Source organism: Dyella sp. OK584 (assembly GCF_057787755.1).
Genome location: NZ_CM173542.1, coordinates 1,653,867 through 1,680,068, shown reverse-complemented (window position 1 = coordinate 1,680,068; position 26,202 = coordinate 1,653,867). Strand labels below are relative to the sequence as shown.

Sequence of the window (26,202 nt, the reverse complement as noted above, 5' to 3'; positions counted from 1 at the left end):
CGCTAGTGGAAATCGCGTGAGCGGCTGTCGAGCGATCCAAGCAAATCGCTCATGTCCATCAGCCGATGCGCGATCAAATGGCTGACGCCATCGACCTGTTCCCACTGCCCATCGACGCCAAGCAGGCGCGCTTCCAGAAATATCCGCCGCTGGCGTTCGGCAACCTGGCTCCAGACGACCACATTGATGGGGCCGTACTCGTCTTCCAATGTAATGAAGGTGACGCCGCTCGCGGTCTGCGGGCGCTGGCGCTGCGTCACCAGGCCGGCGGCACGCACGCGCGTGGCATTGGGCTGATGGCGCAGTGCGCGCGAATCCGTGCAGCGCGCCGCGCGCAAACGCGCACGAATCTGTTGCACCGGATGCGGCCCGAGACTCAAGCCAACGCGCGCGTAATCGGCCAGCGTGTTTTCGGCTTGCGATGGCGGTGGCAACACGATCTCCGGTTCTTCCGGGCTGGCATGGCCGAACAACGGCAGCTGCGGCTCGATGCCAGCCATGGCCCAGCGTGCGCGATGCCGATGGCCGGCCAGCCCGCGTAGCGCATCCGCTTCGGCCAAGGCTTCCTGATGGTGCTTGTCGAGGCCGGCGCGCGCGCACAGATCGGCCATGTCCTCGAAAGCGTGTCGCGCACGCGCAGCGGACAACCGGTGTGCCACGTCCTGGCGAAAACCGCGCACCTGGCGCAACCCCAGCCGAATCGCCGGCGAATGAATCGATGATGCCGGGTCAGCTTCCAGCGTGTTGTCCCACTCGCTGTAGCGCACATCCACCGGCCGCACCTTGACGCCATGGCGTTGCACGTCCTGCACGATCTGGCTGGGCTCGTAGAAACCCATCGGCTGCGCGTTGAGCAACGCGCAGGTGAATGCGGCCGGCTCATGGCATTTCAACCAGCAGCTGGCATAGACGATGCCGGCAAAACTCGCGGCGTGGCTTTCCGGAAAGCCGTACGAACCGAAGCCCTTGATCTGCTCGAACAGGCGCGCGGCGAACTCGGCGGTGTAGCCACGCGCCAGCATGCCTTCGGTGATTCGTTCGCGGTGTTTCTCCATGCCGCCATGCCGCTTCCACGCGGCCATCGAGCGACGCAACTGGTCGGCTTCGCCCGGTGAGTAGCCCGCCGCCACGATGGCCAGCTTCATCACCTGTTCCTGGAACAATGGCACACCGAGCGTGCGCTCGAAGACTTCCTTCAGCTCGTCCGACGGATAGTCGACAGGCTCCTCACCGCGCCGACGTCGCAGGTACGGATGCACCATGTCGCCCTGGATCGGGCCGGGTCGCACAATCGCCACCTCGATCACCAGGTCGTAGAAATTCGCCGGCTTCAGCCGCGGCAGCATCGCCATCTGCGCGCGGCTTTCGATCTGAAACACGCCGATGGTATCGGCACGCTGGATCATGGCGTAGGTCTCGGCATCTTCGGGTGGAATCGTCGCCATCGTGAAATCCCTTCCGCGATGCGCGCGCAGCAGATCGAGGCATTTGCGCACGCAGGTGAGCATGCCAAGCGCAAGGCAGTCCACCTTGAGCAGGCCAAGCGCATCCAGATCGTCCTTGTCCCACTGGATGATGGTGCGATCGGGCATCGCGGCATTCTCCACCGGCACCAGTTGCGACAGCGGCTGGTCGGAGATGACGAAGCCGCCCACGTGTTGCGACAAGTGACGAGGAAAATCCAGCAACTCTGCGGTGAGTCTCAGCACGCGCTGCAGGACGGCGCTTTGCGGATCGAAACCGCGTTCACGCAGCCGTTCGAACAACGCGTCCTCGCCATCCCACCAGGCAAAGATCTTGGCCAGCTGATCGATCTGGTCCGTCGGCAAGCCCAGGGAACGTGCAACATCACGTACCGCGCTCTTGCCGCGATAACTGATCACCGTGGCCGCCAGCGCGGCACGATCGCGGCCATACTTGCGGTAGATGTACTGGATGACTTCTTCGCGCCGCTCGTGCTCGAAGTCGATATCGATGTCCGGCGGCTCCTTGCGCTCGCGTGAGATGAAGCGCTCGGTCACCAGGTTGAAGTGCGCCGGATCTACCTCGGTGACGCCGAGCACAAAGCACACGACAGAGTTGGCCGCCGAACCGCGCCCTTGGCAAAGAATGTGCTGGCCACGTGCGTAACGCACGATGTCCCACACCGTGAGGAAATAGAATTCATATTCGAGCTCGGCGATCAATGCCAGCTCGTTCTCGATCTGCTCGCGTACTTTGGGGAGCGGCCCTTCGGGCCAACGCCAGCGGACGCCCTCTTCCGTGAGCTGGCGCAGCCAGCTGGCGGGCGTATGCCCTTCCGGCACCAATTCGGCCGGATAGCGATAGCGCAGTTCCGTGAGGCGAAATTGACAGCGCTCGGCGATGCGCGCGCTTTCTTCCATCAGGTGCGATGGATAGATTGCCGCGAGCGCATCGCGTGTGCGGAGATGCCGCTCACCGTTGCGGAAAAGCACGGCACCGGCCTCTTCCACCGTCTGCCGGTGGCGAATCGCCGTGAGCACATCCTGCAAGGCGCGCCGGCGACGCACATGCATGTGCACGTCGCCCGTGGCCACGACACGGATATCCAGCGAGGCCGCCATCGTTTCGAGTGTCTGCAGGCGCCGCGCATCGTCCGGGCCACAATGCAGCTCGACGGCCAGCCAGAGGCGATCGCCGAACAGGGAACGCAACCATTCGCCATGCTCGCGATCCGGCTGCGCGCCCGGCAGCCATAAGGCGAGCGTGCCAGCCAGGCCGCCAGCGAGATCCCCGCGCACGAGACGGTAATCACCCTTCTCCGCCGCGCGGCGGCCGCGAGTAATCAACGCGCACAATGCCGTATAGCCGTCCAACGTCTCGCACAACAGGACGAACTTGGGTCCATCCAGCAACTGGAACTCGGCGCCGACGATCAGCTTGAGTTCCGTATCGCGCGCAGCCTCGTGGGCGCGCACGATGCCCGCCAGCGAACACTCGTCGGTAATGGCCAGCGCGCCGTAGCCACAAGCCTTGGCACGATCGAACAGTTCGCGCGCGCTCGATGCGCCACGCTGGAACGAGAAGTTCGACAGGCAATGCAGTTCGGCATAGGCAAGGCAACGCTGATCAAGCATCGCCATCGTCATGATGCCTGGAAGGCCCGCAGGCTGCGCCGCACGGCGCAGGGAAGACCGGCCGTCTTGGCAAGCCGCGCGACGCAGCCTGCGGGCCTTCCAGGCATCACCCCGTCATTTGAAATTTCATACGTTGGGGCCAGCCCTGTCTGTCCGCATCCCTTCGGCCCGCCGTCTCGACAGACAGCCAGTCTGCCGTCGCCGACGGCCCTGCGGCATGCGAACAGACAGGGCTGGTGACGATGGCGATACTTGATCAGCGTTGCCTTCATGCGAACCACCCATGCAACATCCAGTTTCCCTGTTCGCCCGGTGCGCAGAACACCCACGCGCATTGTCCTTGCGACGTGCGAACCACGTAGTAATCGCGGCGCATGTCGCCACCATCCCACCAACCGGTTTCCATACGCTCGGGGCCGGCCAGAACGGTAGGTGCCGGGCCACGCAGCGGTATCGGCGCATCGAGTAGCCAGGTGGGACGCAGCAAGGTCTCCGGCTCGTGCGCGTACTTCACGGCATCGGCGGTGGTCTGTGCATGCTCGGGACGCGGGTCGATGGTGCGGCGAAGGCGCCGTATGGCGCGCTCGCCCAGGCGTGCACGCAAACGCTCGCGCAATTGCTCCAGCGGCATGGCGTTTGCCGGCCGCGTGTCGAACAGGTCGCGGCCGGCCGGCACGAAGGGCGGCAACTCGCGGGCGATCAAACGCATGGCCACGACCGCCTCCGGCAGTTGCTGCCGTTCCAGCCGGCCGCGTGCGCACTCGAACAGCAACGCGGCATCGCGTTCAGCCGCAAGCATGCCCACCGGCACGCGCGTGGGTGGCGCGCCGCGATGTTCCAGTTCCACGACAAAGCGTTGCACGCCACCATCGCGCCCGGCCAGATAGGCGGCCAGATCGCCGGTCAGTCGACGCAGTGGAAAGACCAGTGCCTCGACGTGTTCGATCTCGTGCGTCCACTCCATGCGCAGGTCCAGCGAATCGGGCGGCCGATAGCCGTCCATCAACTCGGGACCGGCACCGGTGAGTCGATCCAGGTGATCAAGCAGGTCAGCGCCAAAGCGGCGCTGCAGCCCCGCGCGCGGCAGGTGCAGCAGCTGCCCCAGCGTGCGGATGCCCATGGATGGCAAGGCCGCGCCCGCGTTATCCGGCAAACGCGCATGGCGTATCGCGATGGGCACCAATGCACGATGCAAGGTATCGGGCGTCATCACCGCGAGGCCATCGTGCACACCCGCCAGCACATGGGCGGCATGCGCGCTTGGCGCCAGCGCGATGCGATGGCGAAAACCCAGTGCATTCAGGTCGTCGCGCAGCTGCGCCTCGAAACGCGGCCATGGCCCGAACAGGCCCAGGCTCTTGCTGACTTCCAGCACGATGGCATGCGGAAAAAGCGCGACGTCGGAGCTATAGCGATAAGCCCATGCGGCAAGAAAACGATGCCAGCGCGCAGCGGCTTCCGGATCGTAATCGACCATCTCGAACTGGCTCAGCAATGCCTGGGCGGCCGACAACTTCTGGCCGGGTCGCAAACCCGCTGTGCGCGCCGGCATGTTGGCGGCGAACACCATCCGCGCCTGCGCCGGCCCACTCACCAACACCAGCGGCGCATCCGACGGCGGACGTCGACGGAGGACACCATCCAGCGCCAGATGCGGCAGCAATACGCAGGCCCACAGCATGATGCGCCCTCCTCACGACCAGCCGACGGACAACGGCACGGGCTGGCTGGGCGCATTGCCACCACGGCATTTGCGCACGCGCACCTGCGGTGATGGTTCCGTTTCCAGTTCCAGGCGCAAGGCGGCCGGCGAAGCCTGTGCGAGATGGCGCCGGTCGCGAAACGCAAACGCGAGCGCCTTGCCGGTATCGGCTGCCACCTGCAGGCGCCGCAACGCGCGATCGTCCGCATGCGTCGGCCACGCCAGCACGGCGGCGCAGCTACCCGAACGCAGGCACTGCTCGGTGGTCCACAACGCATCGCGACCATCGGCTGTGATGATGTCCACGCACGACATCACCACGCCGCGCGCTTCCCAGCCCGGCACATACGGCACATAGGGCGGCGCGATCACCATCACGGTGCGGCCGGCCTGCGTGTATCGCGCCAGCGTGGGCAACACCAGTTGCAACTCACCGACGCCATCGGCAGGCAGCAGGATTTCCGTCAGGGCCGCACTGGGCCAACCGCCGGTGGGCAGCGCGGCATCAAGCGTCGCCCAACCGGTCGGCTGATCGCTGCTCGGGATCGGCGCAGCCCTTCCCTGCCAGACCTGGCGGCCTTCGATCAGCGAACGGAGTGCGACGACGTTGCTCATGACGACTCAGCGCAAACTGCGCAGGCACTTGGTCACGACGCCCCAGATCTCCAGGGTTTCGCCTTCCTTGAATACGATGGGCTTGAAGTGCGCGTTTTCCGGCAACAGCGCGATGTGGCCATCCACCTTACCCAAGCGCTTGATCGACAATTCGCCGTTGACGATCGCCACCACGATGTCGCCCTGTCGCGCATTGAGCGCGCGATCCACGATCACTTCGTCGCCATCGAAGATGCCTGCGCCGATCATCGACCAGCCAGACACCCGGATGATGAACGTGCTCGGCTCGTGTCCGGGCAGCACCAGATGCTCGTTGAGATCGACGACCTCATCGACGTGGTCGTCGGCGACGCTCGGTACGCCGGCCGGCACGCGACTGGTGAAGGCGGTCAGCGCCACTGTCGACGGCATCAGCGAGACCGGGCGCGGTTCTTCCAGCGACGTCGATTTGCGATAGGCCTCCAGATAGGCCAACACCGTTGGCACCTGGCTTTCCGGCACGCGAAGACGCTGGCTGGGCTCGCCGGCTGGGCGACCCGCGCCGGGACGCGATCCACCGTGATCGGAAGGAGACATGAAGTGACCTTGATTGCCGGGACAACAATCAAGATACCACCAGAACTATCTCAGCGAGTGAGATACGAAGGCTCTGTTACCGCATCTCCGCACGAGGAAGCCCGATGCGGATGGAACCCGGGTATTGGCCCGGGATAAGCCAACAAAACTCGCCTGGAATGACGCTACCGCGAGATTGGCCCCTCACCCTGCCCTCTCCCCAAAAGGGAGAGGGAATTACGTAACGACTCTACCCTCTCCCCGGAGGGGAGAGGGAAAGGCTATGAGCATTACACCGTCTGCGGGTTCGGCTTGTCCGGATCGAGCTTGTAGGTCTTGATGGCGCGGGCGACGTCCTTGGCGTTGACCTTGCCTTCCTTCGCCAGCGCGGCGAGAGCGGCCTGGGCGATCCAGTAACGGTCGACCTCGAAGAACCCGCGCAGGTGGGCGCGAGTGTCGGAACGGCCGAAACCATCCGTGCCCAGCACCGTGTAGTGCGTGCCATCGGGCATGAACGCGCGGATCTGGTCGGCGTACTCGCGCACGTAGTCGGTGGCCGCGACGGCCGGACCCTGGCGGCCCTGCAGCAGGCCGGTCACGTACGGCACGCGCTGCTCGGCTTCCGGATGCAGGCGGTTCCAGCGCTCGGCGTCGAAACCGTCACGACGCAGCTCGCTGAAGCTGGGGCAGGACCAGATGTCGGCGGTGACGCCGAAGTCCTTTTCCAGCAGCTCGGCGGCAGCGATCACTTCACGCAGGATGGTGCCCGAACCCAGCAACTGCACGCGCGGCTCGCCCTTCTTCGGCTTGCCGGCATCCTTGAACAGGTACATGCCCTTGATGATGCCTTCCTCGGCGCCCCTGGGCAGGTCCGGGTGGCTGTAGTTCTCGTTCATCACGGTCAGGTAGTAGTACACATCCTCCTGCTCCTGCAGCATGCGGCGGACGCCGTCCTGCATGATCACGGCGATCTCGTAGGAGAAGGTCGGGTCATAGGACACGCAGTTGGGGATGGCACCGGCAAGCAGGTGCGAATGGCCGTCTTCGTGCTGCAGGCCTTCACCGTTGATGGTGGTGCGACCGGCGGTACCGCCGATCAGGAAGCCACGCGCGCGCATGTCGCCAGCGGCCCAGGCCAGGTCGCCGATGCGCTGGAAGCCGAACATCGAGTAGTACACGAAGAACGGCAGCATCGGCTGGTTGCTGATGCTGTAGCTGGTGGCCGCAGCCATCCACGCGGCCATGCCGCCGGCCTCGGAGATGCCTTCCTGCAGCACCTGACCCTGCTGATCTTCGCGGTAGTACAGCAGCTGGTCGGCGTCCTGCGGACGGTACTTCTGGCCGAACGGCGCGTAGATGCCGATCTGGCGGAACATGCCTTCCATGCCGAAGGTACGCGCCTCATCGGCCACGATCGGCACGATGCGCTCACCAATCTGTTTGTCGCGCAGCATCAGGTTCATGCCGCGCACCAGCGCCATGGTGGTGCTGATCTCGCGATCGCCGGTGCCCTTGGTGATCTGCTCGAACGCCGACAGTTCCGGCGCCTTGAGCTTCACGTCGGTCTTGCGGCGACGCTGCGGCAGCGCGCCGCCCAGCGCGCGGCGACGCTCCATCATGTACTGCACTTCCGGAGAATCCTTGCCCGGATGGAAGTACGGCACGTCGGCCAGCTGGTCATCCGGCACCGGGATATTGAAGCGGTCGCGGAAGTGGCGCACGGCCTCGGCATCGAGCTTCTTCTGCTGATGCGTCGGGTTCTGCGACTCACCGGCGGCGCCCATGCCATAACCCTTCACCGTCTTGGCGAGGATCACGGTCGGCATGCCCTTGGTCTTCACGGCCTGGTCGTAGGCCGCATAGACCTTGTGCGGATCATGACCACCGCGGTTGAGGCGCCAGATGTCGTCGTCCGACAGGTTGGCCACCATCTCGCGCGTTTCGGGGTACTTGTTGAAGAAATGCTCGCGTGTGTACGCGCCACCGAAGGCCTTGCAGGCCTGGTACTCGCCGTCCACGGTTTCCATCATCAGCTTGCGCAGTACGCCCTTGGTATCGCGCGCGAGGAGCGGATCCCAGTAGCTGCCCCAGATGACCTTGATGGCGTTCCAGCCTGCGCCGCGGAACACGCCTTCCAGTTCCTGGATGATCTTGCCGTTGCCGCGCACCGGACCGTCCAGGCGCTGCAGGTTGCAGTTGATCACGAACACCAGGTTGTCCAGGCCTTCGCGGCCGGCCAACGAGATGGCGCCGAGCGACTCGGGCTCGTCGGTTTCGCCGTCGCCCATGAAGCACCAGATCTTGCGATCGGTCTTGGGCATCAGTCCGCGGTGTTCCAGGTACTTCCAGAACTGCGCCTGATAGATCGCCTGGATGGGACCAAGGCCCATCGACACCGTCGGCACCTGCCAGTAGTCCGGCATCAGCCAGGGATGCGGGTACGAGGACAAACCACGACCGTGGCCGGCCACTTCCATGCGAAACAGATCGAGCTGTTCTTCGCTGATGCGGCCTTCGAGGAACGAGCGGGCGTAGATGCCCGGGCTGGAATGGCCCTGATGGAACACCAGGTCGCCCGGATGATCGGCGCTCGGCGCACGCCAGAAATGGTTGAAGCCCACGTCGTACAGCGTGGCCGACGAGGCGAAACTGGCGATATGGCCACCCAGCTCACCCGGCTTGCGGTTGGCGCGCACGACCATGGCCATGGCGTTCCAGCGAACCAGCGTGCGGATGCGCCACTCCATTGCCGCGTCGCCATCCATCTTCGCCTCGTGACCCGGCGAAATGGTGTTGACGTATTCGGTGGTCGGATTGAACGGCAGATAGCCACCCGCGCGACGCGTCGAATCGACCATCTTCTCCAGCAGGTAGTGCGCGCGCTCGGTGCCGTCGTGATTGATCACCGCATTGAGCGATTCGACCCATTCCTGGGTTTCGGTGGGGTCGAGGTCCTGGTGGAGGATGTCGTCGAGCTGATCCATGGGGAGCTTCTCTCCGCGGCGCCGGGGGGTTGGCGCGGCTGTAGGTGGGCGCCTCCGGCATGGGAGGCGGGGAACCCTTCGAGTTTAGCTCCGGCGTGGTTTTTCGCCAATTGGATCGAGACAATACGGGGGCGAATGGCTGGAAGCGTCGATTGGGTGATAGGAGGCAACGGCCAACGGGCAATCAGGCGCACCTGTGCATCATCCCGACGAAAGTCGGTATCCGGCGCCTTCGATGGGTGGCTGGACTGTCCCGGGTACATGGCGGGCGCTTCTTGCTCGGCTTCTTCTCTCCTCGATGGAGGGAGTCGGAATGCGAGACACTCTTGCCTCAAAAAAAACGAGGCCACACGGGCCTCGTTTCGAACACACACAGGTACAACCGGCCGCTCAGCCGCGCCCCGCTTCCCGCGGTCGGCAGATCGGCGCATGCGCCGCCGCGAGGTGCGCCATGGCTGTTCCACGGCGCACCCGCAGCCTTTCCTTACGGATCGAACTTCTTCTCCACACCCAGCTGTATCGACTGGTTGTCCTGCGTACTGTTGTCGAGGAGATTCTGGTACTCCATGCGCAGGGACCATCCGCTCAACGTCTGCAGCATCACGCCCGCACCGACCAGCGTGTGGTTGCGCGATTGGTTGCCCAGCGAGGCCGAGTACAAGGGGCCGCCCAGCAGATCGGCGTAGCGCATCGCGGCCACACTGGAACCCTGGAAGTCGTGCCTGAACTCCGCACGCAGCTGCGGCATCCATACACCATAGTCGCGCTTGGCTACCCAAGAGGCACGCAGGCCCAGCACACCCGTGCTGGTCTTCACCGTCTGGCTCGCATAAGTCAACGCATAGGTGTCATCGCCGTGCTCGGTGTAGCTGTCGAGGCTGGCGCGGGCGAAGTCGAAACGACCGTAGGGCGACACCAGCGTGCCGTCCTGTGCGTGGTGCTCATAGCCCACCGACAGTGAGGCGAACAGCTGCTCGCCGTCCCGGTTGCCATGCACGGTGTTGCCGTTGTCCGTGACATAGCGGCGCGCATCGAACGACATCCACTGATAACCCGCCATCGCGTCGACATACACCTTCGGCAATGGCCTGTAGCTGCCATAAATGGCGGCACTGTAGCCATCCACTGCACTGCGGCTGCCATGGTGACCAATGTCCGAGGCGTCATGGCCATAACCCATGCCGGCACCCACCGCGAACGTGTCACCGAAGGCGCGATCCGCACCCATGCTGATGCCTGAGGTGGTGAAGTCGATACCGTTGTCGCTCGTGCCCGGCTGCGTCTTGCCGAAGTTCACCGCACCGCCGGTCCACACCGACCACTCGCCCACCTTTCCGGTGCCGCGCGAAGCATCGACGGACGGAGGTTCATCAGGCTGCATCCAGTAGCGGCGGCTCCACTCATCACCGCTGCCGCGCAGGCCCAGCATCGGGTCGCGGTTCTGGCGCGCACTGGCGGAGCTCAGGCTGATGCCGTTGGTGAACCCGCCAGTGGTCGCACCGCTGTGCAGTGTTTCCAGGCGGCGCTGGAAGTTGTCGATCTGGCCCAACGCCAGACGACGAGCCGAATCCGCTTGCGCCGCGAGCACGCCGAGCACTTCGGCGTCCTTCGACGGATCACTGCGCCCCGTCACGCTGATGGTGACATTGGCCGCTGCCGAGGTGGCGTACGCATTGCTGAGCGTATAGCTCACCTGTGCCTGGCCACTGAAGGCACTGTTCGCGGTGAAGTCGAGCGCATAACCCGACGCCGTGCCGTGGATGCTGGCACTACCGGCGTTGGAGGGCGAAACAGCAACGAGCGTCGCAGCGGTGAACGGGCCGCCGTGCGCGGTGGCGGTCAGGTCGACCTGCACCGTGCGTCCGGCCACCACACTGGCGCTGAGCGCCGCAGGCAGCGGCACCGGGTTCACCGTGATGGTGACGTGCGCCGGCTGCGACGAACCGAACGGGTTGGACAGCGTGTAGTCCAGACCCACCGTGCCAGAAGCGTTGAGCGGCGCGGTATAGACAATGTCCGTACCGCTCACGGTGGCCGTACCCGCGGTCGGTGCGGTAACGATCGCCACCGTCGTGAACGGTGCGCCCGTAGCGCCCTGCGTTGCGTGAATGGTCACCGATTTGCCGCCCAGCACGGTGGCAACCTGCGCCGCAGCCACCGGCAACGCCAGCGGCGTCACCGTCACGCTGACCGTGGCTGGCGCGGACGTACCGCCGGGGCCGGTCGCCGTGTAGGTGAAGCTGTCGCTGCCGAAGAAGTTGGTCGTCGGCGTATAGATCACGTTGAGGCCGCTGACCGTGGTGCTGCCATGGGTCGATGCCTGCGCCACCGCAATGCTGGTGATCGGACCGGTGTCGTTGGCGGTCACCGGGATGGTTGCTGGCGCATTGGCCACAGTCGCAGCGGTGTCGTTCACGACGGTCGGCACGGGCTGGTTGATTCCCAGCGAGTACGCCTGAGTGCCGCTGAAGCCGAGGCCGTCCGTCACCTTGATCGTGAAGTTGTAGCTGCCCGGCGTGGTCGGCGTACCCGACAGGCTACCCGCGCTGCTGAAAACGGCCCCTGGCGGCAACGCGCCCGACGTGAGGCTGTAGGTGTAGCCACCGCTGCCTCCGCTCGCACTCAGCGTCTGGCTGTAGGTGACGTTGGCCTGGCCGCCCGGCAACGTGGCCGGCGTCATGACGATGGTCGGCGCCTGCACGGTGAACGTGTAGGCCCGGCTACCGCTGAAGCCCAAGCCATCTGTCGCTTTGACAGTAAAGCTGAAGGTGCCCGCCGCGGTCGGTGTGCCGGACAGGTTACCGGCGCTGCTGAACACCACACCTGGCGGCAGTGCGCCTGCCGTCAGGCTGTAGGTGTAGGTGCCATTGCCACCACTCGCATTGAGCGTCTGGCTATAGGTGCTGCCGCCGCTACCCGCGGGCAGCGTGGCTGGCGCGATGGCGATCGTCGGCGCCTGCACGGTAAACGTGTAGACCTGGCTGCCGCTGAAGCCCAAGCCATCTGTCGCCTGGACGGTGAAGTTGAAGGTACCCGCCGCGGTCGGCGTACCGGACAGGTTACCGGCGCTGCTCAATGACACGCCTGGCGGCAGCGCGCCCGCCGTGAGGCTGTAGGAGTAGCCGCCAGTGCCACCGCTCGCACTCAGTACCTGGCTGTAAGCGACACTACCAGTGCCTGCGGGTAACGCGGTCGGTGCGATGACGACGACAGGTGCTTGCACAGTCAGTGTGTAAGCCTGGCTGGCCGAGAACGGCGCGCCGACACCCGTACTGCTATCGGTGACCCTGAGTGTGAAGTTGAACGTGCCCGCCGCCGTCGGCGTGCCGGAAAGCACGCCATTGGACGACAGCACCACACCCGGCGGCAGCGTGCCCGACACGAGCGAATAGGTGTAGGGCGCCGTGCTGCCGCTCGCGGTGAAGGTATGGGTATAGGCCGCCTCTGCCGTGGCGTTGGTCAGTGCGCCTGGCGTGAGCACCACCGTGCCGGCACCCACCGTGACGCTGTAGGCCCGGCTGCCGCTGAAGCCGCCGCTGTCAGTGGCACTGATGGTGAAATTGAAGGTTCCCGCTGCCGTAGGCGTACCGCTGAGCACGCCCGAGGATCCGCTCAACGACAGCCCCGTCGGCAATGCCCCCGCACTCACCGCATAGGTGAAGGTGGTCGGCAAGCTTTCGGACGCACTGATGGCCTGGCTGTAGGCGACGCCGATGGCGGGTGCGGGCAACGTGACCGGCGACACCGTGATCGTGGGCGCGCTCACGGTGAGCGTGTACGTGCCCGCGACGGAGAACGGTGCGCCGGTGCCGGTCGAGCTGTCCGTCGCCGTCACGCTGAAGTTGACCGAACCGGCCGTAGTCGGCGTGCCGGCAAGCGTGCCGTTGCTGTTGAAGCTCACACCCGAGGGCATCGTGCCGGCGTTGATCACCAGCGAATAAGTGTATGGCGCCGTGCCATTGGCGCCCGCGAACGTGAAGTTCAACGCGCTACCCACAACCCCGTTGAGGGCCGTGCCTGATGTGGGCGTGATGGTCATCGTCGGTGCGCCCACGGTGATGCTGTAGGCACGGCTGCCCGTATAGGGGCCGGTGCCGACGCTGCTGTCGGTCGCGGTGACGGTGAAGTTGTAGGTGCCAGCGCTGATGGGTGTGCCGGAGAACACACCGCCGCTGCTCATGCTCAAGCCGGCCGGCAGCGCGCCGGCAGTGACGGCGTAGGTGTAGGAGGCGGTGCCGCCGGATGCGGTCACGCTCTGCGAGTACGTCGAACCCACACGCGGGTTGGCCAGCAAGTTTGGAGCCAGCGTGATGGTCGGCGCATTGACCGTCAGCGTCAGCGTGCCGCTGGTGGCGCTGAACGGCCCGGTACCGGTGCTGCTGTCGGTGGCGTTCACCGTGAAGCTGTAGGCGCCGCCCGAAGTGGGCGTGCCTGACAGCGTGCCGTTGGTGGCCAATGTGATGCCCGACGGCAAGCTGCCTGATGCGAGAACGTAGGTATAGGGCGGCGTGCCGCCGCTGGCGCTGGCGACGGATTGGCTGTAGGCCGCACCCACAGTGGCCGCGGACGGATTAGCCGGGGTGTATGCGACGGTCGCTGGCGACACCGTGATGGTCACTGTCGCCGGCGCGGACGTGCCACCGGTGTTGGTGGCGGTATAGGTGAACGAGTCCGGTCCGGAATAGCTGAAGGTCGGCGTGTAGGTCACGCTGGTGCCGCTGACCGAGGTGGTGCCATGCGCTGGCGCCGTCGCGACGGCCACCGAAGTCGGCACACCGCCGGTAATGTTCAACGTGATCGGGTTACTGGCGCTTCCGTGCGCCACCGTGGCCGAGACCGCGCCGGCGACCGGCGGCGGGTTGGTCACGGCAAGTGAATAGTTCACCTGTTGCGTATGGCCATTGCCGGTATCGGTGACCTTGATGACGAAGTTGTAGTTGCCTGTGAGCGTCGGCGTGCCCGATAGCACGCCTCCGCCACCGAGGCTGAGGCCACTGGGCAGCGGACCGTAGGTCAGGTCCACTGCATAGCTATAGCTGCCCGTGCCGCCGCTGGCGGTGATGGTCTGGCTATAGGCAACGTTGAGGCGCGCACCGGGCAAGCTGGCGGGAGTGACAGTCAATCCGCCATTGATCACCAACGTGTAGCTCTGCGTGCCGACGTTGGTGCCGTCGCTGGCGGCGATGGTCAATGGGAAGGCGCCACCCTCGGTGGGTACGCCCGATATCACGCCGGTGGTCTGGTTGAGGCTCAGTCCCGTCGGAAGCGAGCCGGACTGCCCGGTATACGTATAAGGCCCACCATTGCCACCGCTGGCGGTGATCTGCTGCGAATAGCTCGCACCTATCGTGCCCGAGGGCAACGACGCCGGCGAAATGGCGATCGGGCTGGAGGAGCCTAGGCCAATGGTTATATTGACCAGAACGGTCGCGCCCGAGTCGTCCAGGAAACTGAAGGAGTCGCTGGTCGCGCTGCCGTCTGTGTTCGTATAGGTCACGAGGGTCGATGCACTACCCGGCGCCTGCGGCCCGGCCGTGCCGTGCGAAGGCTGCTGCACGATGCCGCTGGTACCGAACGGCGAGCAGAGGGAGACATCGATGCTGACCGTCCCCAGCGCTGCCACCGTGGCGCTCTGGGTGGGGCAGTTGGCATGTGCCAGACCGGTCCAGAAACACGATGCCAGCAACAGACCAAACCAAGCGAAAAAGCGTTTTTTAGACGCAAACGCCATCCACGGCGAAGACACCTTCGCGAAACGAAGCATGCTTGTACTCCCTCGAGCCCCTGTCGCGCGTGCCATTGGCTAGCGCACGCGCCCCGAAATCCCTGGCTGGCCTAAGTCTCCCTGAAGACCCTCAAGCCAGTCCCCCATCTCCTACTGGCCGGCACGCAGCCGACCGCATCGAGCATTCTGAGGGCGGCGGAGGCCTATTGACGATAAGCCATTCGCCACATTGCAGTCGCAGAGGCGTTGATACACATTACCCGCGCTTCACCATCCACAGGGGAACAAGATGGCGGACTATTTCCTCGGGCAGATCATGCTCGCGGGCTTCAATTTCGCGCCCAGAGGTTTCGCGCAGTGCAACGGCCAGTTGATGCCAATCAACCAGAACCAGGCACTGTTCTCACTATTGGGCACTTTCTACGGCGGCGACGGCGTCAACACCTTCCAACTACCCAACCTGATGGGCCGCACGCCGCTCGGCGCACTGGCCTCGCGGGACCCCAGCTGGTCACCGCCGACCCTGCCCATCGGCACCATGGCCGGCACGGAAACGGTCACCGTGACCACCGGTCAGCTGCCGATGCACAACCACCTGGCCACGGCCACCACCACGCAGACCGGCGGCGTCAAGAACCCGACCAATACCATCTACGGGGCAGCGAGTGAGGCGCTTTACGCGCAGGACTCGGGCAATACGGTGCCGCTCTATGCATCGCAGCTTGGTACGGCCGGCGGCAATCAGCCGCACGAAAACATGCAGCCATTCAACGTGCTCAATTTCTGCATCGCGATGACGGGCGTGTACCCGTCGCGCAGCTGAAGTCCCCGAGGGCCTAACTATGACGACACCTTTTTTGGGCGAAATTCGCCTGTTTGCGTTTCCGCGCGTGCCGACGGGATGGTTCGCGTGCGATGGCAGCCTCCAGCCGATATCCCAGTACGAGGCTCTCTACACTTTGCTGGGCACCACCTACGGCGGCGACGGCGTCAACACTTTTGCGGTACCCGACATGCGCGGTCGCGTTCCCCTGCACCAGGGCAACGGCCAGGGTCTCACGCCGCGCGTGATGGGCCAACTCGGCGGCACCGAAAACGTCACGCTGCTGTCCGGCCAGATTCCCACGCACACGCACACGCTGGGCGCCACCACAGCCACCGCAGCAGCCACGGTACCTGGCCCCACGCAACTGCCGGGCACACTCACCGGCGACACCATGTACGCCACCAGCCTCACGGGCGCCGCCAGTGTCGCCATGGCGGCGAACGAGGTAAGCCCGCAGGGCGGGAACCTGCCCCACGACAATCTCATGCCTACGTTGACCGTGTCCTATTGCATCGCATGGGCAGGCGTCTTTCCCTCGCAGTCCTGAGCGCGACCAAGGCAAGGTCCAGGAGATATCCATGACGACACCCTTTATCGGCGAGATCCAGTTGTTCGGGTTCAATTACGCGCCCGTAGGCTGGAGCCAGTGCAACGGCGCACTGCTGCCCATCTCGCAAAACACCACGCTGTTCGCGCTGATCGGCACGAACTACGGCGGCAACGGCACCAATACGTTTCAGCTGCCCAACCTGGCATCGCGTGCCGCCTGTAGCCAAGGCCAGGGGCCAGGGCTGACCCCACGCGATCTCGGCGAACCCTTCGGTGAATCGAGCGTTTCGCTAACCGGCTCGCAGATGCCCATCCATGCGCATGTCTTCAACATGTATGCGCAATCAGACTCCACCAAGCGCAGCAATACACCAGCGACTGGAAGTGCATTGGTGGTACCCGGCCTTGCCGCGCCGTTCCAGCCGTCGGCCACGCCAACCACCAACTTTGCTGGCGACATGATCGCGCCGACGGGCGGCAATCAACCACATGACAATCAGCAGCCCTACCTCGGCGTGAACTACTGCATTGCCATGACCGGCGTGTTTCCCTCGTTCGATTGATCGGCGCACAGTCCACATTGCCTGCTTTCCCGAGCGAGCGGGAAAGCAGTGCAACGCCCTTCGCCGCGCCGTCCGGCTTTGTCCTCCGCCGCGCGAACCTTGCCGATCTGCCTTTCCTGCGCGCCCTCTACGGCCTGCTGCGCGCCGACGAATTGCATCAGGCACCGTGGCCTCAGAGCATGAAGGACGCCTTCATCGACAGCCAATTCGCCCTGCAGCACCATCACTTCGTTACGCAGTTCCCCCGCGCGCATTTCCTGTTGCTGGAACGCAACGGCGAGCCTTGCGGGCGTTTTTATCTTGACGATGACGAAGCCGGTGACGCACACATCATCGATATAGCCCTGCTTCCCTTGGCCCGCGGACAGGGCGCCGGTAGCGCCCTCATCCGTACCACCCAGGCACTCGCCGCCGCAACGGGACGCGGCGTGCTGCTCTATGTGGAAAAAAACAACGCGGCGGCGCAGCGGCTTTATCAGCGCCTCGGCTTCCGTCAGGAAGGCGAGGAGGGCTTCCACTATCGCCTGCGGTGGTCGGTCAGTTGAATACGGCCTGGTAGAGAAAGCCGTTGCGGTCACGTGCGACCGGCACAAGAAAAATCCCGAACGTTCCCAGCTCCGCATGCATCATCTGATACGTCTTCTGCGGGAACAGGACGGCCGCTTCGTGGCGAAAGATCAGCGAGAACGGTGCGCGCACCATGCCCTGGATGGGCTTTATCGGTAACGGCGTCGCCTCCACCAGTGCGAACGTTGCGTTCCCCATCTGATCCAAGGTCACGGTGAACGTGTCGCCCACATGTCTCGCGAAATGATCCAAACCCAGGATTTGCATCGCGCCGCCCCTACGCCGTCGATGAGTGAACACGAAGTGTCGCACAGATGAGGAGCGACATCGCCTGCCAGCCGACGTCGCGGAGCATGCATCGTCGCACGTCAGCAAGAGCGCGCCTCATGGATGTCGGGGGACGAATATGCCGTCCGCGCACTGCTTACATCTCACGCACAACCGTAGAAAAGGAAACGGGGCCGACGCGGCCCCGTTTCATCGTGGCAACGAATACCGCCGATCAGATCCGCCGTTCGCCCTGGTGGGCCGCGCGAATCTGCGCATCCACCGCCGCAATCGCCGTCATGTTCACCACACGACGTGGCGTCGCCGCCGGCGTGAGGATATGCGCCGACTTGTCGATGCCCATCAGGATCGGTCCAATCGCCACGCCATCCGTCATCACCCGCACCATGTTGTAGGTGATGTTGGCGGCGTCGATATTGGGCATCACGAACAGATTGGCGCGGCCGCTCAGCGTGGTGTTGGGGAAAATGCGGTGGCGCAGTGTCTCGTCCCAGGCGGTATCGGCCTGCATTTCGCCGTCCATGTCGAGCTTGGGTACGCGTGCCTGAAGGATCTCGCGCACCTTGCGCATCTTCAGCGCGCTCGGGTTGTCGTGGCTGCCGAAGTTGGAGTGCGACAGCAATGCCACCTTCGGCTCGATGCCGAACAGCTTCAGGCGATAAGTTGCCTGCATGGTCGCATCGGCGATCTGTTCGGCAGTCGGGTCGCACTGCACGTGGGTGTCGAGGAAGAACCACGCACCCTGGTCGTTGATCACGCCGGTCATGGCCGAGGTGCACTGCACGCCCGGGTCCAGGCCGAACACGCTGCGCATGTAGCCGAGCTTCTTGTGGAAGCGGCCAACCAGGCCGCAGATCATCGCGTCCGCTTCGCCGCGCTCAACCATCAGCGAGGCAATCAGCGTGGGGCGCGAGCGCAGCAGGTTCTTGGCGGCGGCCGGCGTAACCCCGCGACGCTCGGTCAACGCGTGGTACTGCTGCCAGTAATCGTTGAAGCGCGGATCGTCATTGATGTTGGTGAGTTCGAAATCGACGCCTTCGCGCATGCGCAGGCCCAGGCGCTCGATGCGCGTATCGATCACATCCGGGCGGCCAATCAGGATCGGAAATGCCAGGCGCTCGTCGATCACCGTTTGCACGGCACGCAGTACGGTCTCTTCCTCGCCTTCGGCGTAGACCACACGCTTGAGATCGGCACGCGCGCGTTCGTACACCGGCTTCATCAACAGGCCGGTGCGATAGATGAACTGGCCCAGCTTCTCGATGTACACCTCCATGTCCACGATCGGACGCGCGGCGACGCCCGAGTCCATCGCCGCCTGGGCGACGGCCGGCGCCAGCATCACCAGCAGGCGCGGATCGAACGGACGTGGAATGAGGTAGTCGGGGCCGAAGGTCGGTACATCGCCGCCGTACGCGCTCGCCAGATCACCGGCTTCCATGCGCGCCAGCGCGGCGATCGCGCGCACGCAAGCGAGCTTCATCGCCTCGTTGATGCCGGTGGCGCCGACATCGAGTGCGCCGCGGAAAATGTACGGGAAGCACAGCGCGTTGTTGACCTGGTTCGGGTAATCCGATCGGCCGGTGGCGATGATGCAGTCCGGGCGCACTTTCTTGGCGTCTTCCGGCGAAATTTCCGGATTCGGATTGGCCAATGCCAGGATGATCGGTCGCTCTGCCATGGTGGCGACCATCTCCGGCTTGAGGATGCCGCCGGCGGAAAGACCAAGGAACACATCCGCGCCAGCCACGATTTCGGCGAGCGTGCGCTTGTCGGTGTCGCGCGCATACCGCCGCTTGTCCGGGTCCATGTGGTCGCGGCCGGTGTACAGCACGCCCTCGCGGTCGTAGGCGAGGATGTGCTCGGGCTTCACGCCCAGCGCCACCAGCATGTCCAGGCAGGCGATGCCCGCCGCGCCGGCGCCGGTGGTGGCCAGCTTCACGTCCTCGAGCTTCTTGCCCACCACTTCCAGCGCGTTGAGTACGGCCGCGCCCACGATGATGGCGGTGCCGTGCTGGTCGTCGTGGAATACGGGGATCTTCATGCGCTCGCGCAGCTTGCGCTCGACGATGAAGCACTCCGGTGCCTTGATGTCTTCCAGGTTGATGCCGCCGAAAGTCGGTTCCAGCGAGGCGATGATGTCGACCAGCTTGTCGGGGTCGCGCTCGTTGATCTCGATGTCGAACACATCGATGCCGGCAAATTTCTGGAACAGCACGCCCTTGCCTTCCATGACCGGCTTGCCAGCCAGCGGGCCGATGTCACCCAGGCCGAGCACCGCCGTGCCATTGGTGATGACCGCCACCAGATTGCCGCGCGCAGTCATTTCGCTGGCGGCGTTGGGGTCCTCAACGATCGCCTCGCAGGCATAGGCCACGCCGGGCGAATAAGCCAGTGCAAGATCGCGCTGGGTCACCATGGGCTTGGTGGCAGCAACCTTGATCTTGCCGGGGCGCGGAAGGCGGTGGTACTCCAGAGCAGCTAGACGCAGTTCTTCGGGAAGGGCCATGGGATGCGTTGATCGAATGTGATGGGGAGTCGGAGCCGTGGAAAACGGCAAGCGCTGATGGTATCACCCGGCTGGCGATACCCCATGGAGCAATGCAGCGATCCGGTCACGTATGGCGCTTGTCATCCGGCCGAAAAACGGGGCGCACATGCATGGCGGAACGGTTTCTAAAGGCTCAGCGACAGCGTCTCCGCCTGTACCTTGCCCATGTGAATGCGGTTGACGAACAGTGAAAACGCCAGTTTTCCCGCCAGACCGTGCACGTGTTCCATCCAAGGCGGCAGCCACCTCGGCGGCGCGATCGCACCGGATTCGAAATGTGACTGCAAGCTGATTACGTCATGCAGCGCCAGCTTGCCCGCGAACAGGTGCCGCAGCATATCCATGCGCCGCTGCTTGAGTGCCCAGCGAAAGAACGTGTGCACGGTGAGCAGGCCTGACAGGTACACGTTGTCCTTGGCGAACGCCGCGCCGCCGGTCAGTGGCACGCCACGAAACACGCGCTGCGCGGAATGGAAACTGTCGGCCGGACTCTGCCCGCAATTGCTGAAGAACTGGTAGACCTCGACGAAGTCCGCGCCATTGAGCGCCATGTCGATGGCCAGGATACGCAAGCTGATGCGTTTCAAACGCGAAATGTCGATAGCACCGGACATCAGCTCCGCAAACACGGCCAGGCCTTCCTGCGTGGCTGTAACGCGCGGCGAGGTGCGCCCCAGCGAAGCGAGCAGCGGCTGTGCGCGGCCATTGAGTGCGGTAAGCGAATGCACCAGCGCTTCGTGCGCCAGCAGCTGGTGGCGGTCGTATTCGCTGAAGCTGGTGCCGCCGCGCAGGCGGATGCGTGTGGCGCCGGCGGCAGCCTTGGCGGTCAGTTCCGGATCCACTTCTACCGAGATGAGCTCTTCGCCAAAGAAGGCGTGCAGCGTCTTGCTCAGATCAGCGCGCAAGTCGTCGGCGGAAATGTTCACGCTGATGTCATCGGCGATAAGGTCCGAGCCCAGCTCGTCGGAAAGCTCCACGAAATAGCGCGCTGCGTCGAGATTGCTGCGGTCGCTACCGGGAATTACGTCGCCAGGCCGACCGTAGAGCACGATCGACGGAGCGGTGACGTTTTTGGTACCCACCGCTTCCAGCATTTCGGCCGCGATACGCCAGGACTCCGCCGTGCGGCACAAATACTCACCCAGCGGATCGTCGTAACCGGCTTCCCGTTCAATCGCCGCAAGTTCCGCCCGCTCGTCGGAAAAGTCCGGCGTCTGATAGCTCACCTCCGGCAGCGTGAACTGCCCCTTGGCGTAGGCGGTGATCATGCGATCTTCCAGCGACGCCGGCCACGCCACCGTGGAAAGAATTCGAATGCCCCTCACCGCCGCCAGCAGGCGCTGGTCGAGATCTGCGTAACGCTGCAGTTCGGGACTGAGGCTGGCGCTGACGACGCTCATGCCGGCCTCCGGCGCAGCGTATCGATGCGCTCAATCAGGTCGGTAGCGATGGGATTGGGCTTGAACGCGCTAAGAAAGCCCCGCGGACGGGCTGGCATGAAGCTTATGGTCTTGCCCAGGCGAGAGGATTCGGTACGCAGCATCAAAGTGATGCGCGGCGGGTTGGTCATGGTGGAAGCGTTGACGTTGATGACGTTGGCCAGATCAATGCGCGACTGCTCGCCGCGGTTCTTCACCACAAGCTGGTCGCCGTCCAGCCAGACCTCGTCGACCAGGTCGAAGAGCAGGCGCTTGAACAGCACGAAGCCGATCACGGCCATGAGCACCGGCGTCACCATGGAAGGCCACAGCGCCGGCCGATGTGCGGTGGTCGCGCCAATGCCGATCCACATGACGAGGAAGATCGCCAGGAGGCCAAACCAGAACACGGGAAAAACCCGCTTGTAGATAAACGTGGAAGGCGACGAAAGCCGCTGCATGCCTGCACCCCGGGCCATGGTGCCCCGATAGTAGTGCTTTCCGGCCGCTCCGCCGCAAAACTGCGGCGGTCAATTATTCGCGATCGCGCGAATTGCGATGTCCATGCGGCCGGACCACGGGGCGGCCGCCGCGCTGCCGGCGCAATTTCGCCTCAAGCGTGGTGGCCTGCTCCTCGCGCTCGTCGCGCAGCTTCAAGTAATTGCGCCAGCGCTCGGCGGACAAATCACCGCTATCGAGTGCAGCCTGCACCGCGCAACCCGGCTCGCTGCCATGGCCGCAGTCAGCGAAGCGACATTGCGCGGCAAGCTCGTCGATATCGGCGAACAGGTCGAGGTTCTCTTCCCCGGTGAGCTTGAGCTCACGCATACCCGGCGTGTCGATCAGGCAGCCGCCGCTGGGCAACTGCAACAGGGCGCGGTGTGTCGTGGTGTGGCGGCCGCGACTATCGTGGTCGCGCACCTCCCTGGTAGCCATTCTCTCAGTGCCCAGCAGCGTGTTGGTGAGCGTGGACTTGCCCGCACCGGACGAACCCACCAGCACCGCGCTGTCGCCGAGCTGCAGGTAGGGCAGCAGCATCGCGATGCTGCCTGGATCCTTGCCGTTGATCGCATGAATCGGGGTGCCCTGTGGCAATCGCTCGCGCAACGCAGCCAGCAGTTCTTGCGCATCCTGGCGAGTGTCGAGCTTGCTCAGCAACACCACCGGCTGCGCGCCAGAGCCTTCGGTCAGCGAGAGATAGCGCTCGATGCGGGCCGGATTGAAGTCACCGTCCAGGCCGGTGAGCACCAGCACATAGTCGATGTTGGTGGCGATGATCTGACGCTCGTAGCGCTCGCCGGCCGCCGCACGCGACAGCACCGTGCGGCGCGACTGCACCGCCACGATATGCGGCGGCTTGCCGTCCTCGATCTCCACGAAATCGCCCACTGAGGGCCGGTCCGCGGGATCCAGGCTGCGCTTGAGGAAATGGCCCGCCGGCTGGGCACCGAACAGGTGTTCGCCATCGTGCAGTTCATAGCCCGCACGATGCTGCGCCACCACGCGGGCCAGCTGCCGGCCTTCTGGGGGTAACGTGTCGCCGCGCCAACCGATTCTGCGCAGTCGTTCGATGATCTGGGCATTCGTCATGCGCGGATTATGCCCTGCCCGCAAGAAGGCCGTCAGAGCGCCCTTTTTCAGCCCTTTTTTGGGCCCCACTGGCATCCCTACGCTGTTAGCATGCAGTCACACCCCGGCGGCATACGCCGGCGACAACGAAGAATCAAAGGACGCTCGCGTTGGCCTCGATCAAACCCAGTGCGCACCTGGCGGATGTGCGCTACGAAATTCGTGGCGCACTCACTCGGCGATCGCGCGAGCTGGAGGCTGCTGGCCTGCCGATCATCAAGCTCAACATCGGCAACCCGGGCCGCTACGGCTTCGAAACCCCGGCGCACCTGCGCGAGGCCATTGGGCGACACTTGCAGGACAGCGAAGCCTACGGTCACGAGCAGGGTCTGGAAGAAGCTCGCGAGGCCATCGTCGCGCAACAGCGTCATCGTGACGCGAAGGGCGTGGAAGTTGAGCGCATCTTTGTCGGCAATGGCGTCAGCGAACTGATCGATCTCAGCCTGCGCGCCTTGCTGCAGCCGGGCGACGAGGTGCTGCTGCCTAGCCCCGACTACCCGCTCTGGAGCGCGGCCACCATCCTCAACGACGGCAAGCCTCGCTACTACCGCTGCCTGGCCGAACATGGCCATCTGCCCGATCCGGACGAAATCGAGTCGCTGGTGACGGCGCGCACGCGTGCGCTGGTGCTGATCAACCCGAACAATCCGACAGGCGCCGTGTATCCGCGCGAGTTGCTGGAGCGCATCGTCGCCATTGCGGCGAAGCATCGCCTGCTGCTTCTCAGCGACGAGATCTACGACGAGATTCTCTACGACGACACGCCGTTCCAGCCGCTGGCCGCGGTGGCCGGCGACCTGCCTTGCGTGACCTTCGGCGGCCTGAGCAAGGTGCATCGTGCCTGCGGCTACCGCGTGGGCTGGATGAGCCTTTCCGGCGACCCGTCGCGCACCGCCGACTACCGCGATGCGCTGCAATTGCTGGCTGCGTTGCGACTGTGCGCGAATGTCACCGCACAGTGGGCGGTGCGCCCCGCGCTGCAGAGTGCGCCGACCATCAGCGCACTGACCGCGCCCGGCGGCCGCCTGCACGAAGCCCGTCGCGCCGTGCTGGAAGGCGTTGCCGCCAGCCAGTTCCTTGACATCGTGTCGCCTTCCGGCGCGCTGTACGCGTTTCCGCGCGTGCGCGCCGACCGCGTGGCCGAATTCGACGACAACGCCTTCGCCTTGCGGCTGCTGGAAGAAGAGTCGGTGCTGGTGGTGCCGGGCAGCAGCTTCAACGTGCCGCATAGTCGCCACCTGCGCCTGACCTTGCTGCCGCAGCCGGATCAGATCCGCGAGGTGTTCGAGCGTATCGAGCGCGTGCTGGCTGGCATGGCTGCGGCGCAGAAACCTCGCGTCGCCGTCGCCTGAGTGCGGCGCGTGCGTTATCTCGCACTGGGCGATTCGTATTCGATCGGTGAGGGCGTGCCCGAAGCCGGGCGCTGGCCCATGCAGCTGGCTGATCGGTTGCGCCGCGAAGGCGTGGCGCTGGACGATCCGACCATCGTCGCCACCACCGGCTGGACGACCGACGAGCTATCCGCCGCCATGGATAGTACGGTGTTCGATCCACCCTACGACCTGGTCAGCCTGTTGATTGGCGTGAACAACCAGTATCGCGGACGCGGTGCCGAGGACTATCGCGATGAGTTCCGGCGCATGCTGGAACGCTCCGTCGCGCTGGCTGGACAACGCTCCGCGCACGTCGTGGTGCTGTCGATACCCGACTGGAGCACCACCCCGTTCGCGCTGAACAGTGGCCGCGACAGGACGCACATCGCCAACGAGTTGGACATCTATAACGCCATCGCCAGTGACGAATCCCGGCGGGTTGGTGCGTACTGGGTGGATATCACCGGCATCTCGCGCCAGCACCCTGAGCTGCTGGCCGATGACGGCCTGCATCCATCGGCAGCGCAATACGCGATGTGGATGCAAGCAACCCTGCCCGCCGCACGGGCCGCCCTTTTGTAGGAGCGCACCCAGTGCGCGACCATCCGGCAGGATGGCCGGTTTGCACAGCGCCAGCTGCTCGAAGGGCGAGGGCCAAGGATGGACCGCGAGACAGCCAGCGGAGCGGTGACGACGAAACACTGCGGTCGCGCACTGGGTGCGCTCCTACAAGGGATTCGCCGGCCCACGGACCGCAACCGCATTGCAACCATTCCGCCATCGTGCGGTGACGTAGCGCGGGCATTCTGGCATCCCGGTGACCACCGGGAGAGACTGCTCATGGCGACCTTTCACTGCCGCAGTGCCTTTATTTCCGACGTGCATCTGGGTACGCCGGATTGCAAGGCCAGCTATCTGCTCGACTTCCTGCGCAAACTGCGTTGCGAGAAGTTGTACCTGGTTGGCGACATCATCGACATGGAGGCGCTCGCGCGTCGCACCTGGTGGCATGCCGACCACGGTGCGGTGATCGCCGAGGTGCTGGATATGGCACGTCGTGGCGTGGAGGTTACCTACATCCCCGGCAACCACGACGCCCCAGTGCGCGGGTTGTCCGGTCAGAGTTTTGGTGGCGTGAAGATCGCGCTGGACGCCGTGCACGAAGGCGCGGACGGGCGTCGCTACCGCGTCAGCCATGGCGACGAATTTGATCCGGAGCACGTCGGGCGCACATGGATGGTGCACCTGGGGGAAGTGATGCATCGCTTCATCTGCTGGACCAACCGCCGGGTCCACGCGATGCGCCGCCGCCTGGAACTGCCCTACCTGCCGCTGTCGATCATCGTGAAATCGCATATCGGCAAGGCGCTGGCCTATATCCGTGCCTACGAAGAGCGCGTGGCCAACGACGCCCGCGAACGCGGCTTCGATGGCCACATTTGCGGCCATATCCATTTCGGCCACGTGCGCGAGATGGGCGGCGTGCTCTATCTCAATGACGGCGACTGGGTGGAGCACTGCACGGCGCTGGTGGAGGACCACACCGGCGCGATGGAGCTGGTCCACTGGAGCGAACAACACGCCCCGCTGGGTCGCGCCAGCCGCGAGCTGGTGCTGCCCTCACCGGCCGCCGCCCTGGCGCTGGCACCGCTCACGCGCAGTCGGCTGGATCTGGGCGAGCTACGGCCGGCCGCGTGATCCGCCTGGCACCCACCGCCGCACCTTGAAGCTTCGGCGGGCGGCGGCATATCAAGGGGGC

At 64.7% G+C, this 26,202-nt stretch carries 18 protein-coding genes; 7 read left to right on the top strand and 11 right to left on the bottom strand.

Features of this window, described 5'->3' with window-relative positions:
* Nucleotides 1-2 precede the first annotated feature (2 nt).
* The 6 genes from AC3CBN_RS07445 to AC3CBN_RS07420 form a co-directional block, all read right to left on the bottom strand.
* Nucleotides 3-3,104 carry an error-prone DNA polymerase gene (locus AC3CBN_RS07445; RefSeq protein WP_488636176.1) on the bottom strand — a complete coding sequence of 1,034 codons (3,102 nt, stop codon included), beginning with the start codon at nucleotides 3,102-3,104 and terminating at the stop codon, nucleotides 3-5.
* A gap of 262 nt (nucleotides 3,105-3,366) precedes the next feature.
* The gene (locus AC3CBN_RS07440) at nucleotides 3,367-4,779 is read right to left on the bottom strand and encodes a Y-family DNA polymerase (protein WP_488636175.1); all 1,413 of its coding nucleotides are present in this window, start codon (nucleotides 4,777-4,779) and stop codon (nucleotides 3,367-3,369) included.
* 12 nt (nucleotides 4,780-4,791) lie between these two features.
* Nucleotides 4,792-5,415 (bottom strand): translesion DNA synthesis-associated protein ImuA, encoded by a 624-nt coding sequence (gene imuA, locus AC3CBN_RS07435; protein ID WP_488636174.1) that lies wholly within the window; start codon nucleotides 5,413-5,415, stop codon nucleotides 4,792-4,794.
* 6 nt (nucleotides 5,416-5,421) lie between these two features.
* A complete protein-coding gene (locus AC3CBN_RS07430) occupies nucleotides 5,422-5,991 on the bottom strand; it encodes a LexA family protein (protein ID WP_488636173.1) in 570 nt (189 codons plus the stop codon).
* A gap of 269 nt (nucleotides 5,992-6,260) precedes the next feature.
* Nucleotides 6,261-8,954 (bottom strand): pyruvate dehydrogenase (acetyl-transferring), homodimeric type, encoded by a 2,694-nt coding sequence (gene aceE, locus AC3CBN_RS07425; RefSeq protein WP_488636172.1) that lies wholly within the window; start codon nucleotides 8,952-8,954, stop codon nucleotides 6,261-6,263.
* Between the two features lie 484 nt (nucleotides 8,955-9,438).
* The gene (locus tag AC3CBN_RS07420; RefSeq protein WP_488636171.1) at nucleotides 9,439-14,718 is read right to left on the bottom strand and encodes a putative Ig domain-containing protein; all 5,280 of its coding nucleotides are present in this window, start codon (nucleotides 14,716-14,718) and stop codon (nucleotides 9,439-9,441) included.
* 250 nt (nucleotides 14,719-14,968) lie between these two features.
* On the opposite strand from AC3CBN_RS07420, the gene AC3CBN_RS07415 reads away from it, so the two are divergent.
* From AC3CBN_RS07415 to AC3CBN_RS07400, 4 genes are read left to right on the top strand one after another with little or no spacing between them, the layout of a single operon-like run.
* Complete coding sequence (locus AC3CBN_RS07415) at nucleotides 14,969-15,502, top strand: phage tail protein (protein WP_488636170.1); 534 nt, start codon at nucleotides 14,969-14,971, stop codon at nucleotides 15,500-15,502.
* A gap of 19 nt (nucleotides 15,503-15,521) precedes the next feature.
* On the top strand, nucleotides 15,522-16,052 hold the full coding sequence (locus AC3CBN_RS07410; protein WP_488636169.1) for a phage tail protein: 531 nt from the start codon (nucleotides 15,522-15,524) through the stop codon (nucleotides 16,050-16,052).
* 31 nt (nucleotides 16,053-16,083) lie between these two features.
* Entirely contained in the window at nucleotides 16,084-16,617 is a 534-nt protein-coding gene (locus AC3CBN_RS07405) for a phage tail protein (RefSeq protein ID WP_488636168.1), read from the top strand.
* A gap of 17 nt (nucleotides 16,618-16,634) precedes the next feature.
* Complete coding sequence (locus AC3CBN_RS07400) at nucleotides 16,635-17,162, top strand: GNAT family N-acetyltransferase (RefSeq protein ID WP_488636167.1); 528 nt, start codon at nucleotides 16,635-16,637, stop codon at nucleotides 17,160-17,162.
* Here AC3CBN_RS07400 and AC3CBN_RS07395 read toward each other — a convergent pair.
* From AC3CBN_RS07395 to rsgA, 5 genes are all read right to left on the bottom strand, one after another.
* Nucleotides 17,155-17,451, bottom strand: a complete 297-nt coding sequence (locus AC3CBN_RS07395) for a DUF6916 family protein (protein WP_488636166.1) — start codon at nucleotides 17,449-17,451, stop codon at nucleotides 17,155-17,157. The genes AC3CBN_RS07400 and AC3CBN_RS07395 overlap by 8 nt on opposite strands.
* 235 nt (nucleotides 17,452-17,686) lie before the next feature.
* Complete coding sequence (locus AC3CBN_RS07390; RefSeq protein ID WP_488636165.1) at nucleotides 17,687-19,981, bottom strand: NADP-dependent malic enzyme; 2,295 nt, start codon at nucleotides 19,979-19,981, stop codon at nucleotides 17,687-17,689.
* 167 nt (nucleotides 19,982-20,148) lie between these two features.
* Nucleotides 20,149-21,423, bottom strand: coding sequence for a peptidase MATCAP family protein (locus AC3CBN_RS07385; protein WP_488636164.1), 1,275 nt, complete (start codon nucleotides 21,421-21,423; stop codon nucleotides 20,149-20,151).
* On the bottom strand, nucleotides 21,420-21,902 hold the full coding sequence (locus tag AC3CBN_RS07380) for a hypothetical protein (protein WP_488636163.1): 483 nt from the start codon (nucleotides 21,900-21,902) through the stop codon (nucleotides 21,420-21,422). The genes AC3CBN_RS07385 and AC3CBN_RS07380 overlap by 4 nt, the downstream gene beginning before the upstream one ends.
* 73 nt (nucleotides 21,903-21,975) lie before the next feature.
* Nucleotides 21,976-23,031, bottom strand: coding sequence for a ribosome small subunit-dependent GTPase A (rsgA, locus tag AC3CBN_RS07375; RefSeq protein ID WP_488636162.1), 1,056 nt, complete (start codon nucleotides 23,029-23,031; stop codon nucleotides 21,976-21,978).
* A gap of 149 nt (nucleotides 23,032-23,180) precedes the next feature.
* Between rsgA and AC3CBN_RS07370 the strand changes: the two genes are divergently transcribed.
* The 3 genes from AC3CBN_RS07370 to AC3CBN_RS07360 all read left to right on the top strand — a co-directional run bounded on the left by AC3CBN_RS07370 (nucleotide 23,181) and on the right by AC3CBN_RS07360 (nucleotide 26,141).
* Nucleotides 23,181-24,422: an aminotransferase class I/II-fold pyridoxal phosphate-dependent enzyme gene (locus tag AC3CBN_RS07370; RefSeq protein ID WP_488636161.1), complete on the top strand. Its 1,242-nt coding sequence runs from the start codon at nucleotides 23,181-23,183 to the stop codon at nucleotides 24,420-24,422.
* 9 nt (nucleotides 24,423-24,431) lie between these two features.
* Nucleotides 24,432-25,025: an SGNH/GDSL hydrolase family protein gene (locus AC3CBN_RS07365; RefSeq protein ID WP_488636160.1), complete on the top strand. Its 594-nt coding sequence runs from the start codon at nucleotides 24,432-24,434 to the stop codon at nucleotides 25,023-25,025.
* Nucleotides 25,026-25,283: 258 nt separating this feature from the next.
* Nucleotides 25,284-26,141 carry a UDP-2,3-diacylglucosamine diphosphatase gene (locus AC3CBN_RS07360; RefSeq protein WP_488636159.1) on the top strand — a complete coding sequence of 286 codons (858 nt, stop codon included), beginning with the start codon at nucleotides 25,284-25,286 and terminating at the stop codon, nucleotides 26,139-26,141.
* The last annotated feature ends 61 nt before the right edge of the window (nucleotides 26,142-26,202 follow it).

Bases quoted from the DNA above. Each gene is read 5' to 3' on its own strand.
- AC3CBN_RS07445 (WP_488636176.1), bottom strand. From the start codon at position 3,104: ATGGCGATGCTTGATCAGCGTTGCCTTGCCTATGCCGAACTGCATTGC.
- AC3CBN_RS07440 (WP_488636175.1), bottom strand. From the start codon at position 4,779: ATGCTGTGGGCCTGCGTATTGCTGCCGCATCTGGCGCTGGATGGTGTC.
- imuA (WP_488636174.1), bottom strand. From the start codon at position 5,415: ATGAGCAACGTCGTCGCACTCCGTTCGCTGATCGAAGGCCGCCAGGTC.
- AC3CBN_RS07430 (WP_488636173.1), bottom strand. From the start codon at position 5,991: ATGTCTCCTTCCGATCACGGTGGATCGCGTCCCGGCGCGGGTCGCCCA.
- aceE (WP_488636172.1), bottom strand. From the start codon at position 8,954: ATGGATCAGCTCGACGACATCCTCCACCAGGACCTCGACCCCACCGAA.
- AC3CBN_RS07420 (WP_488636171.1), bottom strand. From the start codon at position 14,718: ATGCTTCGTTTCGCGAAGGTGTCTTCGCCGTGGATGGCGTTTGCGTCT.
- AC3CBN_RS07415 (WP_488636170.1), top strand. From the start codon at position 14,969: ATGGCGGACTATTTCCTCGGGCAGATCATGCTCGCGGGCTTCAATTTC.
- AC3CBN_RS07410 (WP_488636169.1), top strand. From the start codon at position 15,522: ATGACGACACCTTTTTTGGGCGAAATTCGCCTGTTTGCGTTTCCGCGC.
- AC3CBN_RS07405 (WP_488636168.1), top strand. From the start codon at position 16,084: ATGACGACACCCTTTATCGGCGAGATCCAGTTGTTCGGGTTCAATTAC.
- AC3CBN_RS07395 (WP_488636166.1), bottom strand. From the start codon at position 17,451: ATGCAAATCCTGGGTTTGGATCATTTCGCGAGACATGTGGGCGACACG.
- AC3CBN_RS07390 (WP_488636165.1), bottom strand. From the start codon at position 19,981: ATGGCCCTTCCCGAAGAACTGCGTCTAGCTGCTCTGGAGTACCACCGC.
- AC3CBN_RS07385 (WP_488636164.1), bottom strand. From the start codon at position 21,423: ATGAGCGTCGTCAGCGCCAGCCTCAGTCCCGAACTGCAGCGTTACGCA.
- AC3CBN_RS07380 (WP_488636163.1), bottom strand. From the start codon at position 21,902: ATGCAGCGGCTTTCGTCGCCTTCCACGTTTATCTACAAGCGGGTTTTT.
- rsgA (WP_488636162.1), bottom strand. From the start codon at position 23,031: ATGACGAATGCCCAGATCATCGAACGACTGCGCAGAATCGGTTGGCGC.
- AC3CBN_RS07360 (WP_488636159.1), top strand. From the start codon at position 25,284: ATGGCGACCTTTCACTGCCGCAGTGCCTTTATTTCCGACGTGCATCTG.